Below are 19411 nucleotides of genomic sequence, written 5' to 3'. Positions count from 1 at the left end.
GACACAAGGGGGAATATCCATGATCCGTAACCGGCTTTTTTTGACCCTGATTTTGGTGGGAACCAGCCTGGCCTCGGGAGCGCTCGCGGCAGAGAAGCACAAACGCGCACACCCTCAGGATTTCTATGCGCGCGCTGCAGAGAATAGCGCCGACGACCTCATGGCCGGCGCGCCCCAGACCAATGCTCGGCCCGACTGCTTCGTTTCCTATTCGCCGGCAGAAGTCACCAAGGGCATCCGCCACTGGACCGGCAGGTGCCACTAGGCTTGCAAGATTTGGCCTGAGACGAAAACGCCCCGACCCGTTGCATCGACGGTCGGGGCGTTTGTTTGGATGGGCCGCGACTGGGTAGGAAGCGCCATTAGCCTGAAGCCGCCTTCAGACTCGCGCCCCCGCTCCTATCGCCGCCTCGAACTCCGCAACGCCGGCGGCGACGTCGAAGGCCTCGACCTCACGCACGCACGCAAGCGCCTTTTCCGCCCGCTCCAACGCCTTGCCCGCCAACGCCGGCGCGCCTTCGGCCACCGGGAGAGCCTCGGCGAGGTCGGCATTGCAATGCAGAACCATGTCGCATCCCGCGGCGATGGCGCGCTCGGCGCGGTCGCGGAAATTTCCGGTGAGGGCCCTCATGGAGAGATCGTCGGTCATGAGCAGGCCATCGAAGCCGATCGAGCCGCGAATGATGTCGTTCACCACGGTCTTCGACTGGGTGCCGGGCGCGCTCGGATCGATGGCCGTGTAGACCACATGGGCGCTCATCGCCATGGGCAGATCGGCGTTGGCCTTGAAGGGCTGAAAATCCACCGCCTCCAGCTCCGCACGGCTCGCCTCCACCGTGGGTAGCTCCAAATGGCTGTCGGCCTTGGCGCGGCCGTGGCCGGGGATATGTTTCATCACCGGCGCGACGCCGCCCGCCATCAGCCCTTCGGCGGCGGCGCGGCCTAGCTTCGCGGCGCGGGCAGGGTCGCGGCTGTAGGCGCGATCGCTGATGATGGCGTGTGAGCTTTCGGCTGGCACGTCCAGCACTGGCAAACAGTCGACATCGATGCCCACTTCACGCAGGTCATGCGCCATCAGCCGCGCGCCGAGCCAGGCGAGGCGCTCCGCCTTTGCGGCGTCGGCCCCCGTCTGCTCGAAGCGTGCGGCGCTCGGATACACGCGCCAGTTCGGCGTATTGAGCCGCTGCACCCGGCCGCCTTCCTGATCGACCAGCACCGGCGCGTGACGGCCGAGCGCGTCGCGCAATTGCGCCGTCAGGCGCGCGACCTGCTCGCGACTCTCGACATTGCGGCAAAAGAGGATGACGCCCCAGGGGCTGGTTTCGCGCAGGAAGGCGCGCTCTTCGGCGTCAAGGGAGAGGCCTTTGAGGCCGCAGATGAAAGCACGCATGTATAAGCTTTCGGGTATTCGACCGCGTGTCACGCCCGCGCTCGTCGCGGGCATCCACGCGACCATCATTATCGAGCGGCGAGTTCCGCGTCGTCTCGGCGTGGATGGCCGCCCGGCCAGGATCCGTTCGATTGGGCTTCTTGTCATTCCCGACGCTCGCGAAGCGAGCGATGGGGAATCCAGAGCAAAACCAGCGCTCTGGCGGTTCTGGATTCCCGGTCGGGCTTTCAGCGCGCCGGGAATGACAAAGCTATTTAAGCGGAAATGGCGTCAGTTCCCTGCGACAAAGCAATTGCCGCCGGACGCCTTGACCTTGTTGCAGATGGCGTTGGCGGACTCCTTGCTAACCCCGGCGACGCGGACGCGATAGACGGTCTTGTCGCCGACCTTGGCGGGCTTGAAGGTCGGCCGCACACCATATTTGGCCGCGACGGTCTTCAGGAGCGTGCGGGCCTCATCTTCGGTGTTGGCGGCGCCGAATTGCACGGCGTAGCCGCCGCTCGTCGTCGCAGGCGCAGCGGCGGCGTCCCCGGCGTCGGCCGGTGGCTCCACAGCGGCGACCTTCGGGGCCGGCTTGGGTTTCGGAGCCGGCGTGGTCGCGGTCTTCGTCTCCGGTTTTGGCGTCGCGCCTTTGGACTGGAACGGATCCAATGGCACGACCGGATTGGCGCTCTTGGCGACCGCCGGCGGCACGCTGGCGTCGTCCACCCGGCTGCCGTCGGGGCGGACGGTGACGGTTTTCACCTTACGGGGCTGCGTGCCGAGCGCCGGCTCGTGCGGCGCATCGACGGGACCGTCGCCTAGCGTCACGGCCTTCGGCGCGACCGTCGGGTCGATCGCCTGCTCCTGATGCTTCACCACCTGCTTAACCGGCGTCGCGTCCTTGCGGTCGAGCACCGCAGCCCCGCTGTCGCTCGCCGTCTCCTGCTCGGTCTCGGCCGAGGGCTTCACCTTCACGGGGCCGTCGGGCGCGTTGACCACGGCGATCTCCTTGGAGCCGCCTGCGCCGCCGCGATGCAGGAAGCCCCAGCCGATGCTGGCGACGGCGATAACGGAAATCGCCGCGACCGCATGCCAGGGGCGCAGATATTTGCCGACGCCGCCGCGCGCCGTCTCGGGAGCCTCCTCGGCCCCATAGTCGAGATATTCCGCGTCGTCGGGCCAGCCGCCCTCGGCCCCGCCGTGATAGGCCGCATCGTAATGCTGGTCAGGCTGGCCGTGATGGGCATAGGCGTGCTCGTCATAGCCCTGATGCTGCTCATGGCCCTGATGCTGCGCGTAATGCGGATGCGCCTCTTCGTAATGGCGCGGCTCGGGCTCCACCGGCGGCGCGGCGTCCAAGGAGCCGCGTAGCGGCGCGTCCCATTGCGGCTGTTGCGGCGGCGGGGGAGCCGCGCGCGCTGCATGAGGATCGGGCAGGATCTTGCTGTAGGGATCGGCCTGCGCCGGCTCGCCCTGCATCAGCCGGGCGAGCTCGCTCAGAGGGTTGGCCTTCGGCGTAACCTGCGGCGCCTCCGCCGCCCGCATGCGCCGCTCGAATTCCGAGAGGTCGATGGCTGGGCCTCTAACGGACGATTCACGCATGATCTACCTCAATCCTCTTCCCCGTCGCGGAGCTTATCGTCAGGCGTCGCGCGGGCTAAGGCCGAAAGTCGCGCGTCAACGCATTTCGTCGGGGGCGCTCACGCCGAGAAGTCTCAAGCCCGACCCCAGGACGATTGTTAAGGATAAAACCAACGCGACCCGGGCGCTCGTTAAATCTCTCTCCTTGGCATTAACAAAGCGTAATTGTGGCTGATCTTTGCCGCGGTTCCAATGCGCATGGAAGACGCTTGCGGTCTCATAGAGGTAGAACGCCACGCGGTGCGGCTCATGGGCGGCGGCCGCCGCCTCTATCGCGCGCGGATATTGGGCGATCACGCGGGCAAGCTGCAATTCGCCTTCATCCGTGAGCAGCTCGAGCTTCGCCCCGGCCAGCGCCGGCAAGGAGACGTCGAGATCGGGGAAGGCCGCGAGCGCCTGGCGCAGCGCCGATTTCGCCCGCGCATGGGCGTATTGCACATAGAAGACGGCGTTGTCCTTCGACTGCTCGATGACCTTGGCGAGGTCGAAGTCGAGCGGCGCGTCATTCTTGCGATAGAGCATCATGAAGCGCACGGCGTCCAAGCCGACTTCGTCGACCACCTCGCGCAGGGTCACGAAATCGCCGGCGCGCTTCGACATCTTCACCGGCTCGCCGTTGCGCATCAGCTTCACGAGCTGGCAAAGCTTCACGTCGAGGGTGGCCTTCCGGTCGGAGAGCGCGGCGACGGCGGCGCCCATGCGCTTCACATAGCCGCCGTGATCGGCGCCCCAGACGTCGACCAGCGTATCGAAGCCGCGGTCGATTTTGTCCTTGTGATAGGCGATGTCGGCGGCGAAATAGGTCGGCGAGCCGTCCGATTTCTTGAGCGCTCGATCGACGTCGTCGCCGAAGTCCGTCGAACGGAAGAGCGTCTGCTCGCGATCCTCCCAATCGTCGGGAAGCTGGCCCTTGGGCGGCGGCAGACGGCCCTCATAGACGAGCCCCTTCTCGCGCAGCCACTCGATCGAGGCGTCGATCTTCGACGGGCCGTTGGAGCCGTCGTGCAGGGTGCGCTCGGAGAAGAAGACCTCATGGCGGATATTGAGCGCGGCGAGATCGTCGCGGATCATATCCATCATGGCGTCGATGGCTGCGTTCTTGACGATCGGCAGCCATTCGCTCTCGGACTTGTCCAAAAGCGCCTTGCCATGCGCCTTTGCGAGCGCCTGGCCCACAGGCACGAGATAGTCGCCTGGATAAAGCCCCTCGGGAATCGCGATCGTCTCGCCCAGCGCCTCGCGGTAGCGCATGAAGGCTGAGCGGGCGAGCACGTCGACCTGGGCGCCGGCGTCATTGATGTAATATTCGCGCGTCACCTCGCAGCCGGAGAAGGCCAGGAGATTGGCGAGCGCGTCGCCGAACACCGCGCCGCGGCCATGGCCCACATGCATCGGTCCGGTCGGATTGGCCGAGACATATTCGACGTTCACTTTGCCCTGCAGCGCCCCTGCCCGGCCCTTCGCGACGCGGCCGAAATTCTCGGGGTCGCTCAAAGCGGCGCGCAGCACCTGCGAGAAGATTTCAGGCTTCAGGCGGATATTGATGAAGCCCGGCCCGGCCACCTCGGCTGTCGCGACCCCCTCGGATTCGGCCAGGGCGTAGCAGATCGCCACGGCCAGCTGGCGCGGATTGGCGAAAGAGGGCTTGGCCTCCTTGGCGAAGACCATGGCGGCGTTGCAGGCGAGATCGCCCAGCGCCGCATCCTTCGGCGGCTCGACGACGAAGCGCGCAGGGTCGAGCGTCGGCAGGCGGCCGTCTGCCTGGAGCCGGTCGAGGATCGAAGCGATGCGGGCGTGGAAGATGTCAAAAATGTTCATGGGGGTCCGGATCAAGGGATTTCGCGCGCGGGTCTAGCAGACCCCGCGCGCGAATGCATCTCCGGCGGGCCGGCCCCTCAGGCCCCTTGCCGGGCCTGGACGTCGAAATGCAGCATCATCCCCATGTCCTCGTGCTCGACGAGGTGGCAATGGTAGGGGTAGTGGCCGGTGTAACCCTTCGGGAAATGCACCAGCAGCTCGACCAGCTCATTCGACTGGATGCGCACGGTGTCGTGGCGCGCCGCCTTGTCGAAATCGAGCGGGCGGTTTCCCGTTGTCTCCACGAATTGGTTCGCGCTGTTCAGCGCCCAGCGCCGGGTGACGACGAAATTCGCCAGATGCAGGTGGAAGGGGTGCATATCCGGCGTGCCGCCCGCGAGGTTCCCCGGGTCGTTGCCGATATTCGCGACGTACCACCGCTCATAGGTCCCTTCCACCGGCTGGATCACCTGACGGCCCTGCGCCGGATTGATCCGATAGAGGTGGGGGTAGCGGTAGATCGGCGGAAAACCCGCCGGATTGCTGTTCTGTGTCGCAAGCCCCCAGAGCGGGTCCTTATGTGTGGGCGCATGCGGCGGCATTGGCTTCTCCGGCTCGAAGAAGAAGGCCCGCGCCACCTGATAGGGCACGGCCGGCGCCGGCGCGCCTTGTTGCGTCGGATCGTCGAGCTTGGCGTCGAAAGGCACGGGGAAAGCGGTAGGATCGCCTGACGGCGCGGTCGCCGGGCGAAGCTCCCAGATTTGCGTATCGCGCCACGGCGTGTCGCCCGTGTAAGGGGAGTTTTCGCGTTTTTTAGCCAGCTGGCGCGTGTCGTTCATCAAAAGAATGAAACGATTGTGAGCGATCGGCGCGTTGGCAGGGCTCGGCGCGAGCTCCGGCGATGCCCCCGGGACCCAATGGAAGCTCTCGTCGTCAGCGTCGCGGCGCAGAATTTTGTCCAATATGCAGACGTCGAGCGCCGAGGCGTCGCCGTCGTTCATTCCGTGGCCCCCGCCGCCGTGGACGTGCCCGGCCCCAGCGAACCTGAACTGGAGCAAATTGGCGAGCGGGAGATAAGGGCCCGGATTAGGCTGATTGGCGGCGCCAATGGCGGCGAGCGCCTTGTCGCTGTCCGGCGGCATCACCGAGTTTCCGTCGAACTGGAAAATCGGTTCCGCGTCCGGGGCGCCGGGATCGTATCCCGCGAGCGCCAAATTGACGAGGATGAGCGCGTTGACCTCGGGCTTGACCTTCGTGAAATCGACCAAAAGGTCGAGACGTTCGCCCGGCGCCAGCAGCAGATATTGCTTGTCCTGCAGCGTCACGCTTTTGCCGAGCAAGCCCGCTTCATTGCCGATCGCGGTCAGCCGATCCCCGTACCAAACCTTGCCGTTGTCCGCTCCAGCAGGATCGGCCAAGGTGAGCGCATAAGTGCGGGCGTTCGAGCCGTTGAGCACGCGCAGCCGATAAATCTTCCGATCGACGTGAACATGCGGCCACGGCCGCCCATTCACGAAAATCGTGTCGCCGAGAAACTCCGGCCTGTCCCCGAGCGTCCTGGTTCTCAGAAGCGGGACGCCCTTCTGATAGTCGATGTGCGTATAGTCGGTTTCCTGGCCCTTCGACGCGAAGCAGCGGTCCTGGATGACGAGCGGAATTTCCTGCGCTTCGCCGCCGATCAGATGGAAAATCTCGGCGTCCGAGTGGTCGCGGATGAAATAAAGGCCGGCCAGGCCGGCGTGAACCTGCTGCGCCGTATTATCCATCGAATGGTCGTGGAACCACAGCATCGTCGCCCGCTGATCATTCGGGTAAAAATAGGTCCGATGCGAGGGCATATGGAAGGGATTGCCTTCGTAGCTCGCCGGATGCAGCGGCCAGCCGTCCGAGGTCGGCAATACCTTGCCGCCATGCAGATGGGTGACGACGCCGAGCGCGTAGTTCATGGAGCTGAACTGGGGAATATCCTTGCCGATCTCCATGTCGGCGGGATGGATCGGCGGCATGGCGAGCGGGCGCGCTTCGCCCGGATTCGCCGCGCCCATGGAGGGCAGCTTGTTGATCCAGACCGTCGTCAGCGGCTGACCGCGCTGGACGTTGATCACAGGCCCAAGATAGTTTTCTAGCGTCGCCGCCCGCTCCTGCGGCGAGCCGGTGCGAATATAGCACCACGCGTTCACATTCTTCGGGTCGGGCGGGTTGTTGGGATCGACCGCGTCGATGAACTTCACGTTACGCGCTTCGACTGTAAATGTGAGGCAGCCCCATACGCTCGTCTGCCCCGTCGTAACGATATCGAGCGCTCCCAGCGGCAAATGGTTTTCGAAGTTCAGAGTCATCACTAAGTCCCTCCTGAAAAATCAGCCCTCGAAAAGCATCCCCGACACCGGGGGAAGAAAATGTGCGGCGACGCACGCCCCTTCGGCTAATTGCCTTCGAGCGCTTAAACCCTGCGTAACGCAAGCGTATTTCCTTCGCAACAGCTACCCAAAAAGCCGTTTGACCTCGCCGAGCGCATATCTGTCGGTCATGCCGGCGATGTAATCCGCGACCACCACCGCTCTTGCGGCGCCGTCGCGCGCTGCGGCCTGCGTCGCCCATTCCGCCGGCATGCGCGACGGCTGTTCGAAAAACGCCGGGAATAGGCGGGAAATCGCCTCCTCCGCGCGCGTCCACACGCGCATGATCAGCTCGTGCCGATACATATTGGCGAATAGAAAGCGCTTGATGTCGCGCTCGGCCTCGCGCATCGCGGCGGAGAGCGCGACCATCGCCTCCCCTGCCCCGCGGACCTCTTCGGCCGAGCGCGGAGAATGCTGCTCGAGACGCGCCTGCGCCGTCCCGATCGCATCCTCGACGAAGCGCGTGATCACCCGGCGCACCAGCTCATGGATAACGCGGCCGCGTTCGAGGCCAGGATGCTTGCGCGCGATCTCCTCCAGCAGCCCGGCGACGAAGGGCGTAGCGCCCGCAATGTCGTCGAGCGTGAAGAGATTGGCTCGCAGGCCATCGTCCATGTCGTGACCGATATAGGCGATATCGTCGGCGAGCGCCGCCGCCTGCGCCTCCACGCCCGCGAAGGAAGAAAGCTCCAGCGGATAGCCGGCGTCGAATTCGCAAATATAGCGCGACGGGGGCTTCAACGCCTTGGTCCCCGCAAGCGGCCCATTGTGCTTCACAATGCCCTCGAGCGCCTCCCATGTGAGATCGAGCCCGTCGTAGTCGGCGTAACGGCGCTCCAGCAGCGTCACGACGCGCAGCGCCTGGGAGTTGTGGTCGAAGCCGCCATAGGGCTTCATGCAGGCTTCGAGCGCCTCCTCGCCAGCATGGCCGAAGGGCGTGTGGCCGAGATCATGCGCCAGCGCCACAGCCTCGGCGAGGTCCTCGTCGACCCTCAGGGCCCGGGCGATGGCGCGGGCGATCTGCCCCACTTCGATCGTATGGGTCAGCCGCGTGCGGAAATGATCGCCGTCGAGCGGCACGAAGACCTGCGTCTTATGCGCAAGGCGCCGAAAAGCCGTGGAATGGATGATGCGATCGCGGTCGCGCTGGAACTCGCTGCGCGTCGGCGAAGGCGCAACGGCGTAGAGGCGCCCGCGCGATTTTGTGGCGTCGCAGGCATAGGGCGCGAGGGGCTGGCGCAGCGCCACGGTCGGGCTCCAGTCATTGAAAGGCCGGGAGATCGGACCTATGTTGCCGCCATAGCCCGCAATCGACGGCATAAGCAAGAATCCAAAGAGGACAGGCATGACAGCGACCCTGTCGAGCGACGTGGCGCTCACAGAACCGGCGGCAAAACGAATTGCCGCAATTCTCGCCAATGAGCCCACGGGCGCGGTTTTCCGCGTCGCCGTGGAGGGCGGCGGCTGTTCCGGCTTCCAATATAAATTCATCGTGGACCCAGCGCCCGCCGCCGACGACGCGCTTTTGGAGCAGGGCGGCGCCCGCGTTGCGATCGATTCGGCGTCGCTGGGCTTTCTCGCCGGGGCCAAGATCGATTTTGTGGACGATCTGATGGGACAGTCGTTCCGGATCGAGAACCCGAACGCCGTCTCTTCCTGCGGCTGCGGCACGAGCTTCGCGCTCTGATCGACAGGACCGCGAGCCTTCGGGCTCGCCGCCAGATGCGAGCCTGACAGCTGGCGATCCTATGACATGCCGGCGCCATCGAAACCGGCAAAAGTGACCGCATCGCCCCACCATCGCGGAGCCTGATTCTTGGAAGCGCTTTTCCTCGGCCACGCCTATATCGACGTCACCATGCTCGCCGACGAAATGCCGGCCGGCGACGAGAAAATGGTCGCCCGCGACTACGCCGTGAGCTTCGGCGGCAACGCCGTCACCGCGGGCTTCGCCTGCGCCAAGCTCGGCCACGATGTCCATCTCCTGACGACGCAGGCACGCGACTGGCTCGGCCATATGTTCGCGGAAATGGCCGACGCTTACGGAGTTGGCCTGCATCCGCGCAAGGTGGCGCGCTCCTCGCTCTCCTTCGTGCTGCCCAACGACGGCAAGCGCGCCATTCTGCGCGCCCGCGACGATCACTATCTGCAGCCTTTCGTGCGCCTCGACATTTCGAGCGCGCGCGTGCTGCATCTCGACGGCCATATGGCCGACGCCGCGATCCATTATGCCAAGGCGGCGCGCGAGCGCGGCGTCCTGGTCTCGCTGGACGGCGGCGCGCTGCGCCCCCGCCTCGAGGAGCTGATTGAATTCGTCGACGTCGCCGTGGTCTCGAAGCAGCTCTGCAAGCAGATGTCCTTCTCCGAATCGGAGATGCTCGCCTGGCTGAAATCCAAGGGCTGCCGAATCGCCGCCGTGACGGTGGGCGAGAAAGGCACCTTCTGGTGCGGCGAGGACGGGGTTTCGCAGCATCTGCGCTCGCTGCACGTGCCATCCGAGCGGGTCATCGACACCTCAGGCGCGGGCGACGTCTTCCACGGCGCCTATTGCGCCTCCTATCTTGAGCGGCCAGAGGCAGGTTGGCGCGAGCATTTCGAATTCGCGCGCGCGGCATCGGCGCATAAGGTCCAACATCTCGGCAATGAAGCCGGCCTGCCGGGCCGCGAGGAGATTGCGAGGGCGCTCGCCGAATTCAGCGAGGCCGCTGCTGCGGAAGCCCAGGTCTGAGGGAGTTATCAACAGGCTACGCGAAAGGGCTTGGCAAACCCGCCAGGGCCTTGTATACGCCCTCCACCACGTCGTTCCCCGATAGCTCAGCTGGTAGAGCACGCGACTGTTAATCGCTAGGTCGTAGGTTCGAGTCCTACTCGGGGAGCCATCCGCCTTTTTCCCACAGCGTTCACCGCGGTTCATTCCGAGCCGAATTTAGCGCGTGTGCGGATTGTTGGCGCCTCGTTGATATGGGCTGGCCTAGCTGCCGGCATACCAACGGGGAACCATGCGCGTTGACTGACGCACGTGCTCAGTCTACCGCAGCAAAATGCGCCATTTGGTCCGAGTGTGCTTTCAAGAAAGCAGGGCGCGCTGTCGCGCGCGCGACATAGGCGCGACAGTTGTGGGATATTCCACCAGCCCATCGAACCGGTCGACCAGACGCAGCACATCCGCCATGAGAATGTCAGCGATGGAGAAGTTACCCGCTAGCCATTCGCGCCCCGCCAACACAGCTTCCATGTGCCGAAGCCGAGCGCTCAAGAAGTCGTCCAAACGCTTCCAGCCGGGCGTGTCGCCGGTATAGCCGGAGAACTGGAATAGGGACCACGGCAGGCTCGCCATCTCGACTGAGTTGAGCGCCGCAAACACCCATTCCAGCACTTCGCTGCGCCCGCGCGGATCGCGTGGCGTCAGCGCGTCGCCTCGCTCCGCCAAGTGCAGCAGGATCGCGCCACTCTCGAAGATCGAGATGTCTCCATCCGCCAACCATGGCGCTTGGCCAAAGGGTTGATGGGCGAGATGCTCGGCATTCCGAGAACCAAACGGCACACTCTCCACACGATAAGACAGCCCGGCCTCTTCCAACGCCCAACGCACGCGTAGGTCGCGCACATAGCCGCGCGGCGTCTCCGGAACCCAATCAAAGGTGAAGAGGATCAGGTTGCCCATTCGGCATCTCCATGTGTTCGACGCCGATCCATGATCGCGGACGCTTCGCCTCGCCGCCACTGGAGCGAAAATTCGCCCTTCACTAACCTAGAAACCCCTGCCGCCTATTTGCAGCAGGCATAGGCGTTGTTCTGCGAGCACCTATAATCATAGGTGTAGCCGCCCCTAACTCTGGCCAAATATAATCCGCAACGTGGACAAACAGAATTTTGCATGGGATGAACCTGAAGAAGACCGACGTCCTTGAGTGAGAACACCGCTCTCACGGTCTCTTCCCCGTGCTCCTTCATGCCTTGTTCTATGAACTCATAGGTACTATAGTGATTTCCGCAACGCGGGCAGTCCATATTGTTGGCGTATCCATCTATCTCTATGTTGAAATCCGATTTAATTCGGCTAACTTGCTCGGTCGGAATAGGTTGAAGGCCGACGGTCTCGACGCGTTCGGGCGTCCAGTATCGTCTCGTGATCTCATTGCACACCATCGTCTTGAGGTAGAACGTTGCAGTTTTACCCTCCTGAATGGTCTTCATTACCAATTCGATGATTTCCGAATCTTCGGCAGAAATGATTGTTTTGCCTTGCTTGACCAGAGTTCCAACGGCCCCCAAGTCAATTTGTGCCCCTTCCGATATATGAATCGTTGTCATTTTTTCCTCCCTTCCACCAACCTCATTCAAAATCTGAAATCTCATCTAGAGCGATCGGTCAGCATTCCAATTTCATAAGTTCCGCTCCCGCAGCCGTGCACAGGAACCGGCAGTTCAGGACTTTGATGATCCCAAGCGCCTGCTTAGCGGAGCGCCCGAGCGTTAACACGCATTCGAACCGCTTCTTGCGAGAGTTGAGGCGCCGACAAAGCGCCCTAAGTTTTTCTGCCTCAGTGCGGGAGGCAGTAATGCGAAAACTCACGCTTCTCACAATCGCCGCGCTTATGGCGGCCGCCGGTTCGGCCTATGCGCAGCGCGCCGGGCCGTTTCCCTATGATGGCGACATACAGGCCTATGGCGGCCACTGGCGCTACCAACACCGCGATTGGAGCGGGCCAGGGCACCCACTCAATCCCGGAGTCTGCTGGTATTGGAACGATTACATGCGCCAATGGGAATGGGAGTGCTGAGCACGCACGCTCATCGAAACAGCGACACGCCCCCCGCCGCCCTCTACGGTCGGGGCGTGTCGTTCGTGCGCTCAAGCTAATTGCATGATCGCTCGTCGCTCGCCTGACGCTCGACCGCGCCGCCCTAAATGACGACTCGATGCGCCTACTCTCCGCAATTTCGCGTAGGCGTTTCCAAAGCAGAGGGCGCCATGAATACTGCCAATCTTCAGCTCGAGGGAATTTATGTCATCCTTGCCGCCATTCTTGGTGCAATGTGCGAGAAAGGCGTTTTCAAAAGAGAGGAAATCGACGCGCTTCTTTCCAAAGTAGAGGCGGCGTTGAGCGAGGATCCGAATAGGCCCGAAGAAATGCGGGGCTCGAACGTCGAAGCGATCTGTTTCCCGGCGCGCTTTCTCAGGCAAGCCATTCACGGTTCTTCCGCGGAGCCGAGCCTGTCGTTTGCCGATATCGCAATGCGAGTCGGGCAAATGAAGAGAGAGGCCCAAAACCGGTAGGGCCGGCGCCTCGCTTAGATCGAAAAATTCATCCCCGCGGCGCGCAATAAATCTATCAGCTCGCCGCGCTTGCGTTCGACCGATTGCTCCCCCTCCCAGATCGCCTCCTTGGCGCGCTCGAACTCAAGCAATCCGATGTGTCCAACGCGAGGGGTGATGTGAACGTCGGGCGGATCGCCTGCGAGGCGCGAACGAGTCAGCCGGTCCTGCATAATGCCAAGCGACGTCGTCATCACGCCGAACAGGCTCGGGATATTGGCTTCCTGTTGAACGAAGGCGCGGGTTGCGCTTGCCAGGCGTCGCTCTGGTGTAAAATCATCGACGCCCAGCACCATCGGATCGAAGCCGATCGACGTTCGAGGCGTTGCCGCCTGGCGGCTCATTTTGCCGATGACGTCGGTATTCAAATTGATCGCGATTACGAGATCGGCTCCCAAGGCGCGGCAAGGCGCAACCGGCAGGGGATCGACAAGCGCGCCATCCGCAAGGACACGATTGCCGGACTCTATCGGCGGCAAAAGACCCGGCAGCGCAATGGAGGCGCGAACAGCCTCGACGAGGCTGCCATGTTGAAGCCATATCTCGTGACCGGTCCCCAGATCCGTTGCGACCGCGACAAAGGGATTTTGCAAATCCTCGACGCGACGTGTTCCCAAGAGCCGCCGCATCTCGTCCACGATCCGATTGCCGCTGAGCAGGCTTCCGCGCCCAAAGTGCAAGTCGATGTAGCCGAGAATCCTGCGTTTGGTGAGCGACAAGGCCCACCTCTCCAGCTCCTCCAACTCCTTGGCGAGATAGCAGGCGCCGATTAATGCGCCTGCCGAAGTCCCAGCGACGATATCGAGAGGAACGCCCAGTCTCGTCAGCGCGCCGATCGCGCCTATATGCGCCCAGCCTCTCGCCACGCCGCTGCTCAGCGCAAGACCGATCTTGCGTCGCCCAAAGGGATTGCCGATCGCCGCGGCCATATCCTTCATTCTCCAATAGAGCGAGTTGGACGACGTCACCTCACTTCCAAAACAACCAACGCCGCGTCATCGCCCATGGCCGACGGCGCGCAAAAATCCTTCACCTCCCGCAGAAGCTTTTGGGCGATGACCTCCGGCGCGAACCGTCGATTGGCGGAAAAGCGCCGGCATAAGCGCTCCGTGCCAAAAAAATCGCCGGACGAGTCTTGGGCCTCGATCACGCCGTCGGTGTAAAAGAGCAGCTTGTCGCCCTGTGAAAGAAGCACGCTACGTTCTTCGAAATCGACCATGCGCTTGGCTCCCAGCACGAGCCCGTCGCTATCGAGCTCCATGCAGTTCTGCTGTCCGGATCGCAACAGCAGCCCAGGATTATGGCCGGCGCTTGCATATTTCAGACGGCGCGTCGTCGACTCATATCGACAGAAAAACATTGTTATGAACAATTCTGACCGGTCGAGGTCCTCATATAGCAGCTCGTTGAGCTCACGCAGCATATGGGCGGGATGGGCGCTCGCCGGTCGGCGCGATTGTGCGCGGACCATGCTTCTGACTTCCGTCATGATAAGCGCCGCGCCGACGCTATGGCCCGAGACATCCGCAACGACGAAGTCGACGTTCTCGCCACTTTCGAAAAAATCGAAATAATCCCCGCCGACATGGGTCGCCGGTAGGCAGATTCCCGCAATCTCAGCATTCGGCAGACGCAGCGGCTTGTCGGGCAGAAGCGACAGCTGAATTTGTTTTGCGATCTCGAGATCGCGGCGGCTTTCCTCCGCCCGCCGCTTTTCGGTGACGTCCGTCTGGACGCCGATGTAATGCGTAATCTCTCCAGCTTCGTCAGGCACTGGAGAAATAAGAAGTTCGTTCCAGAAGGCTTCGCCGTTCTTACGGTAGTTTCTCAGGGTGACTTCACAGCCTCGGCCGGTTTGGAGCGCCTGACGGATCTTGGCGATCGCGGCAGGATCGGTTCCGGGCCCCTGCAACAAACGCATGCCACCGCCCTGCAGCAGCTCGTCTTGGGTATAACCGGTCATTTCGGCCAGCGCCGGATTGACGTATATATTGGGGTTTCCTTCGACGCGCGCGTCGCAGATCACGATCCCGACATGAACCGCCTCCATCGCTCGGTTGCGCACGCGCAAGGCGTCCTCATATTCCATTCGCTCCGTGATATCGCGGTCGACTCCGCGCCATTTCACCAAACGACCTTTTCCGTTGAGTATGGGAGCGCCGCTCGACTCGGTAAAAACGCGCCGCCCGTCCTGCCGCCGATAGCAATTGACGATGCGACGGAAAGGCGTGGGCGGCGTCGGCTGTCGGGGAGCCGCCGGATTTGCGTCGTCCTGGAGAAGGTCAAGATAACACTTGCCCAATATTTCCTCGGGCTCGAGCCCGAGGATATCCCTTACAGCGTCGCTGCTATAGGTATAGCGTCCGTCCGCGTCCTGCTCCCAAAGCCACTCGCCAACCATCTCGGCAACTTTGCGGAAGCGCTCCTCGCTTTCTGCGAGCGCCTCCTTATCGCGCCTCTGTTCGGTGACGTCCTGCTGAATCGCGAGATAATGCCTGATCTGCCCTTCCTCGTCGCGCAGAGGCGCGATGATCTCATACGCCCAGTAAAGCGCGCCGTCTTTTCGCTGGTCCTGAATTTCTCCACGCCATTCCGCTCCAGCTTCGATCGTTCGCCACAGACGCTGATGCTGGTCTCTCGGTGTGCCCGCAGAATGAAGGATGCGCGGGTTCTGGCCGATGACCTCCGCTTCGCTGTAGCCGGTCAGCTTTGCAAAATAATCGTTCACATATTCGATGACCCCATGCGTATCGGAAATCATGACGGCCACTGGGCTTTGCTCGATGGCCGCCGTCAGCATCCATAGGCGGCTCTCGGCGCGCTTGGTCTTTGTGAGGTCGTGTGTAACGCCGACAAAGTGACGGCGCCCCTCGAGCCAGATTTCGCCTACCGAAAGATACATGGGAAAAACCACGCCATCCTTGCGCCTTCCCGAAACCTCCCGCCCGCTTCCGATTATCTTGCGGACGCCTGTCTCACGGTAGGCCGCAAGATAGCCGTCGTGCTCGTCCTTGTAGGGAGAAGGCATCAGCAATTTGACGTTCGCGCCCATAACTTCCTCGGCGCCGTAGCCGAAGAGTTTTTCCGCGCCCGTGCTGAAGAACTCGATTTTTCCAAATTCATCGATGACGACAAAGCCGTCGGCCATCCCGCCAAAAATCGCCTGGAGCTTGATTTTCATATCCTCGAGCGCCGCTCCCTCCGCCCCTTCGGTTCTCAATTTCAGCAATATGCCAGCGAGACTTTTCGTCCCAAGCCGATAAATCTCGCAGCTCGCGTCGATCTCCTTCTCGTCCTTGCGCTTGATCCGCATATCGAACCACTGCCGAGCCGGCGCGACCAGCCAGGCGAGCGGCGCCTCTTTCGCGTTTCCCATTGCCGCCTTTGGTTTGCCGGGGAACGGGCGTCCGATCAGCTCGCCTTCCTTGAATCCGGTCATTTGCTCGGCGCGGCTATTCAACGCCAGCACGAGACCGGACGGGTCCATCAAGCATGCAGCTTCGTTGCTGGTTTCAAGAAGGAGATGCGTGAGCGGTTTTTCTTCCACGACCTCGTCCTTCCCGCATGTCACGCTGCTCGCCGGGGAGAGTCACAGGCCTCAACCAAGGCGTCTAGCTCAGAGGCGAAGAGCGCAAAGGGCACAACCGTCTTCGGCGCGCTTTCGATGATTTCGCCGCGCAGTTTTCGAAGTTCCGTCAGCTTTGGCGCTAGACCCGCAAGCCGGAAAACCGCCGCGGGCTCATCGACGCCAACTCTCAGAGCGATTGCCGCAATACGAGCGGTTGCGGAACGCAATCGTTCATCGACCGCGCTCTGCAGTTTGCCTTCCCAAGCGTCCCTGGCGGTAAGCTCGGCAGCCAACGCAGCAATCTGGCGCATCCCGAGGCTTCCTCCCACCTCGTCGAAGAGCCGCGCCGCTACGGCGATGTCTTTGCCAGCCTGCTGCGCAAGATCGACGAGAAACGGAAAGTCCCGCAGCCTGTTGAGGAACATCTCGCGAGACGCCTCTGGCGCATTGGCGTCCAGGATCGAGACTTCTGCGCTTTGCGAAAAATAAGCGAGATATTTCTCCAGATAGGCGCGCCATTCGGCGACCTCGCTCTCCACCGGCTGAAGCCGTCGCCCGCCTTGCAGCGCCCAGCGGCACAGATAGGCCAAAGCGTCTTCGAGCTGCAGCAGATATTCATACTGCCGGCCGCTGTTCATTCGCCCATCCAAGCTCCGGACCGCGCTGCGCCAACGCTCGCCCCCCAATATCTGGTCGAAAGCGAGATAAAGGCCGACCGCGTCGGTCAGGAGGGTCGGGGCGAGAGGGTCTCCGAACAGAAGAAATCTTGCGCCCGCCTGATTGACGATCTTGTTGCAGATGACCGTCGCGGCGATTTCGCGCGCCAGTGGATGAGACGCAATCCGAGGGGCATAGCTCGAGCGCAAGGATTCGGGAAAATAGGTGACGAGAAAATCTGAAATCCATTCGACCTCGAAAAAGCGCGGCGCTTCCAGAAGAGCCCGCTTCAACGCCAGCTTCGCGTCCGCCATGAGTATACTCAGCTCGGGCCTTGTCAGGCCCCCTTCTGTTCTCGCGAGCAGCTCCCGTCGATTTGGAAATGCGTCGCTCTGGCGGTCGAGCTGTCCCGAGGCCTCCAGGCGATCCGCCACGTCCAAATAGGACGCAATGTCGGAGAGCGATCGCTCGCGCTCGAGCGAGATGCAGAGGCTTTGGTGATAATTGTCGTCCAGGACCGCGGCGCAAACTTCGTCGGTCAGACTTTCGAGAAGACGATGAATTTCGTCAGAGGCCGCGAGCGGCGCCTGACGCGTTCCACGCAACAAGATCTTCAGATTGACTTCGTGGTCGGATAGATCAACGCCCGCCGAGTTGTCGACGGCGTCGGTATTGATCCGGCCGCCATTCAAAGCGTATTCGATGCGGCCGCGCTGGGTGAAACCGAGGTTCGCGCCCTCCCCCACGACTTTGGCGCGCAGTTGATTGGCGTCGATGCGCGCGCCGTCATTGACCCGGTCGCCAACGCTTTCGTCCGTCTCCGGACCTGCCTTTACATAAGAGCCGACGCCGCCCATCCAAAGCAGATCCACAGGCGCCGCCAACAGAAGACGGATAAGCCCCTCTCCATCGACCAGGCGGTTTCTCGCTTGCAGCCACGACCGCGCCTCAGGGCTCAGTTCTATATCCTTGGCGTCACGGCGGTAGACGCCGCCGCCGCGCGAGATCTTCGAGGGGTCGTAATCCGCCCAAGACGAACGCGGCTTGTCGAACAGCCGTCGGCGTTCGGCGTAAGAGATCAGCGGGTCGGGGTTCGGATCGATGAAGATATGTTCGCCGCTGAACGCGCCCAACAGCCTGATCGTGCGAGTCTCCAGCATGCCGTTTCCGAAGACGTCTCCATCCATCGAGCCGACGCCGACGACGGTGAAGGCCTGGTCGTCGATGTTGCGGCCAATCTCGCGGAAATGACGCCTCACACAGACCCAGGCTCCCCGCGAGGTTATTCCAAGTCGCTTATGGCTGTAACCGTTGGACCCGCCGGTGGCGAAGGCGTCGTCGAGCCAGAAGGAACGAGACCGCGCAATCTCATTTGCGATATCCGACCACCCGCCCGTGCCCTTGTCGGCTGCGACGACAAGATAGGGATCGGGTTCGTCGTAGGAGATGCGCTCGGCTGGCCCGGACTTGGCGGGATCGAGATTGTCCGTCAGATCGAGCAGCGCGCCAATAAAGGCGCGATAGGCGGACTTTCCCGCCTCTTCGCGCCTGGTAGGGTCGGCGCTCGAGACCTTCAAAACAAAACCGCCCTTGGCGCCCTGCGGAACGATCAAGGCGTTCTTGGTCATCTGCGTTTGCATGAGATCGAGAATCTCGGTCCGCAGATCATGGGCGCGATCGGACCAGCGGATGCCGCCTCGCGCGACCTTGGCGCCGCGCAAATGTATCCCTTGCATGGAGCGCGCGTGAACGAAGATCTCGAACATTGGCTTGGGAGCCGGCGCGCCGATCACGCCGAGGCTGTTGATCTTGAGCGCGAGAACTTTCGGCTTCGGTTCGTCGTGCAGATAAAAATTCGTGCGAAGCGTTGCGTCGATGAGATTGAAGAGATCGCGAAAAACGCGATCGTCGGTCAGATTTGTCACCTTGTCGAAGGCGGCGATCAGGCGCTGTCTGACGTCAACCATCGCGTCAAAGGAGCCTCGGCCTGCATGATCCGGATGAAACCGGGTTTCGAAATAAGCAAAGAGCAGGCGCGTGACCTCGACGTCACCGAGAAGCGCATCATAGAGTCGAGAGCGATCCACGCGCACGCCAAGTTGCAGATAGTAGCAGCAGTAGGCCCGAAGAACGCCAATCTCCCTCGCGCTCAACCCCGCGAGCAGGACGAGCTTGTTGAGAGGATCGTCCTCCGCCTCACCTGACAGCAATGCCGCCAACGCCGCGAGGAGCTGCGCCCGTGATTGCTGAACCCGCTCAGGATCTGCCGGCCTCACCCGGAAACTGCGAATAAAGCGCTTTTCCCCCGAAACCGTCGCCGCAAACAGAATCTGGTCGACAGCGGGGAGCCCGAGGTTATGCAGGACCGGAATGAGATCATCGAGCGCACGCGTCTGCGCGCTGTAGATGCGAAGATCATATTCCCGCCCGTCAGCAAGCCGGCGAAGATCGATGGCGTGGCCGCTGGGCTCGAAGACCTCGCCCAGCTTCAGCAGATCTCGCAAGCGCTGCCGGGGCGCGACGAGATCGCGATAATCCGGAGAAAACTCCGCGGCGGCGACGTTCAGCGGTTTGCCGCGGGGCGATCTCTGCGGAGGTTTCTGCACGGGGTTGCGAAGGCGGATGTCCCCCTCCATGGCGCGCTTTCTCTTCCA

The 19411-nt window shown here is 62.4% G+C and carries 14 protein-coding genes, 1 tRNA gene and 1 pseudogene; 5 read left to right on the top strand and 11 right to left on the bottom strand.

Translation table 11 applies throughout. The features are described from left to right. Positions 1-19 precede the first annotated feature (19 nt). On the top strand, positions 20-265 hold the full coding sequence (locus tag OGR47_RS07230; RefSeq protein ID WP_165048293.1) for a hypothetical protein: 246 nt from the start codon (positions 20-22) through the stop codon (positions 263-265). 114 nt (positions 266-379) lie between these two features. Here the strand turns inward: OGR47_RS07230 and nagZ are convergent, their stop codons facing one another. The 5 genes from nagZ to OGR47_RS07205 all read right to left on the bottom strand — a co-directional run bounded on the left by nagZ (position 380) and on the right by OGR47_RS07205 (position 8460). Beyond that, on the bottom strand, positions 380-1390 hold the full coding sequence (gene nagZ, locus OGR47_RS07225) for a beta-N-acetylhexosaminidase (protein ID WP_165048291.1): 1011 nt from the start codon (positions 1388-1390) through the stop codon (positions 380-382). 270 nt (positions 1391-1660) lie between these two features. Next, on the bottom strand, positions 1661-2974 hold the full coding sequence (locus OGR47_RS07220; protein ID WP_165048288.1) for an SPOR domain-containing protein: 1314 nt from the start codon (positions 2972-2974) through the stop codon (positions 1661-1663). Positions 2975-3049: 75 nt separating this feature from the next. Next, the gene (gene argS, locus OGR47_RS07215; RefSeq protein WP_165048285.1) at positions 3050-4831 is read right to left on the bottom strand and encodes an arginine--tRNA ligase; all 1782 of its coding nucleotides are present in this window, start codon (positions 4829-4831) and stop codon (positions 3050-3052) included. 77 nt (positions 4832-4908) lie between these two features. Beyond that, positions 4909-7149 carry a multicopper oxidase family protein gene (locus tag OGR47_RS07210; protein WP_165048283.1) on the bottom strand — a complete coding sequence of 747 codons (2241 nt, stop codon included), beginning with the start codon at positions 7147-7149 and terminating at the stop codon, positions 4909-4911. A 144-nt stretch (positions 7150-7293) separates the two neighbouring features. After that, on the bottom strand, positions 7294-8460 hold the full coding sequence (locus OGR47_RS07205; RefSeq protein ID WP_371824437.1) for a deoxyguanosinetriphosphate triphosphohydrolase: 1167 nt from the start codon (positions 8458-8460) through the stop codon (positions 7294-7296). Between the two features lie 97 nt (positions 8461-8557). On the opposite strand from OGR47_RS07205, the gene OGR47_RS07200 reads away from it, so the two are divergent. The 3 genes from OGR47_RS07200 to OGR47_RS07190 all read left to right on the top strand — a co-directional run bounded on the left by OGR47_RS07200 (position 8558) and on the right by OGR47_RS07190 (position 10091). Further along, on the top strand, positions 8558-8899 hold the full coding sequence (locus OGR47_RS07200; RefSeq protein ID WP_165048278.1) for a HesB/IscA family protein: 342 nt from the start codon (positions 8558-8560) through the stop codon (positions 8897-8899). Between the two features lie 129 nt (positions 8900-9028). After that, positions 9029-9940 carry a sugar kinase gene (locus OGR47_RS07195; protein WP_165048276.1) on the top strand — a complete coding sequence of 304 codons (912 nt, stop codon included), beginning with the start codon at positions 9029-9031 and terminating at the stop codon, positions 9938-9940. A 75-nt stretch (positions 9941-10015) separates the two neighbouring features. After that, positions 10016-10091 (top strand) — tRNA-Asn (locus OGR47_RS07190). Positions 10092-10235: 144 nt separating this feature from the next. On the opposite strand, the pseudogene OGR47_RS07185 reads toward OGR47_RS07190, so the two are convergent. Next, positions 10236-10876, bottom strand: a pseudogene (locus OGR47_RS07185) (glutathione S-transferase family protein). A 104-nt stretch (positions 10877-10980) separates the two neighbouring features. Continuing rightward, positions 10981-11526 carry a hypothetical protein gene (locus OGR47_RS07180; protein ID WP_165048273.1) on the bottom strand — a complete coding sequence of 182 codons (546 nt, stop codon included), beginning with the start codon at positions 11524-11526 and terminating at the stop codon, positions 10981-10983. Between the two features lie 248 nt (positions 11527-11774). Between OGR47_RS07180 and OGR47_RS07175 the strand changes: the two genes are divergently transcribed. Then, positions 11775-11996: a hypothetical protein gene (locus OGR47_RS07175; RefSeq protein WP_165048271.1), complete on the top strand. Its 222-nt coding sequence runs from the start codon at positions 11775-11777 to the stop codon at positions 11994-11996. A 71-nt stretch (positions 11997-12067) separates the two neighbouring features. On the opposite strand, the gene OGR47_RS07170 is transcribed toward OGR47_RS07175, so the two are convergent. The 4 genes from OGR47_RS07170 to OGR47_RS07155 form a co-directional block, all read right to left on the bottom strand. Continuing rightward, positions 12068-12409, bottom strand: coding sequence for a hypothetical protein (locus OGR47_RS07170; protein ID WP_165048269.1), 342 nt, complete (start codon positions 12407-12409; stop codon positions 12068-12070). 98 nt (positions 12410-12507) lie between these two features. Next, positions 12508-13470, bottom strand: coding sequence for a patatin-like phospholipase family protein (locus tag OGR47_RS07165; RefSeq protein WP_246729534.1), 963 nt, complete (start codon positions 13468-13470; stop codon positions 12508-12510). A gap of 26 nt (positions 13471-13496) precedes the next feature. Further along, the gene (locus OGR47_RS07160) at positions 13497-16079 is read right to left on the bottom strand and encodes a PAS domain S-box protein (RefSeq protein WP_246729533.1); all 2583 of its coding nucleotides are present in this window, start codon (positions 16077-16079) and stop codon (positions 13497-13499) included. Positions 16080-16099: 20 nt separating this feature from the next. Further along, positions 16100-19393: an NAD-glutamate dehydrogenase domain-containing protein gene (locus OGR47_RS07155; RefSeq protein ID WP_165048267.1), complete on the bottom strand. Its 3294-nt coding sequence runs from the start codon at positions 19391-19393 to the stop codon at positions 16100-16102. Between the last annotated feature and the right edge of the window lie 18 nt (positions 19394-19411).

It is taken from the genome of Methylocystis sp. MJC1 (assembly GCF_026427715.1).
Taxonomy (GTDB): Bacteria; Pseudomonadota; Alphaproteobacteria; order Rhizobiales; family Beijerinckiaceae; genus Methylocystis.
Note: the sequence above shows the minus strand (reverse complement) of the source record. Positions and strands in the feature narration are given on the sequence as shown.

What these genes read in the sequence shown, in the direction of transcription:
- OGR47_RS07230 (WP_165048293.1), top strand. Translation starts at nt 20, where the DNA reads ATGATCCGTAACCGGCTTTTTTTGACCCTGATTTTGGTGGGAACCAGC.
- nagZ (WP_165048291.1), bottom strand. Translation starts at nt 1,390, where the DNA reads ATGCGTGCTTTCATCTGCGGCCTCAAAGGCCTCTCCCTTGACGCCGAA.
- OGR47_RS07220 (WP_165048288.1), bottom strand. Translation starts at nt 2,974, where the DNA reads ATGCGTGAATCGTCCGTTAGAGGCCCAGCCATCGACCTCTCGGAATTC.
- argS (WP_165048285.1), bottom strand. Translation starts at nt 4,831, where the DNA reads ATGAACATTTTTGACATCTTCCACGCCCGCATCGCTTCGATCCTCGAC.
- OGR47_RS07210 (WP_165048283.1), bottom strand. Translation starts at nt 7,149, where the DNA reads ATGACTCTGAACTTCGAAAACCATTTGCCGCTGGGAGCGCTCGATATC.
- OGR47_RS07200 (WP_165048278.1), top strand. Translation starts at nt 8,558, where the DNA reads ATGACAGCGACCCTGTCGAGCGACGTGGCGCTCACAGAACCGGCGGCA.
- OGR47_RS07180 (WP_165048273.1), bottom strand. Translation starts at nt 11,526, where the DNA reads ATGACAACGATTCATATATCGGAAGGGGCACAAATTGACTTGGGGGCC.
- OGR47_RS07175 (WP_165048271.1), top strand. Translation starts at nt 11,775, where the DNA reads ATGCGAAAACTCACGCTTCTCACAATCGCCGCGCTTATGGCGGCCGCC.
- OGR47_RS07165 (WP_246729534.1), bottom strand. Translation starts at nt 13,470, where the DNA reads ATGAAGGATATGGCCGCGGCGATCGGCAATCCCTTTGGGCGACGCAAG.
- OGR47_RS07155 (WP_165048267.1), bottom strand. Translation starts at nt 19,393, where the DNA reads ATGGAGGGGGACATCCGCCTTCGCAACCCCGTGCAGAAACCTCCGCAG.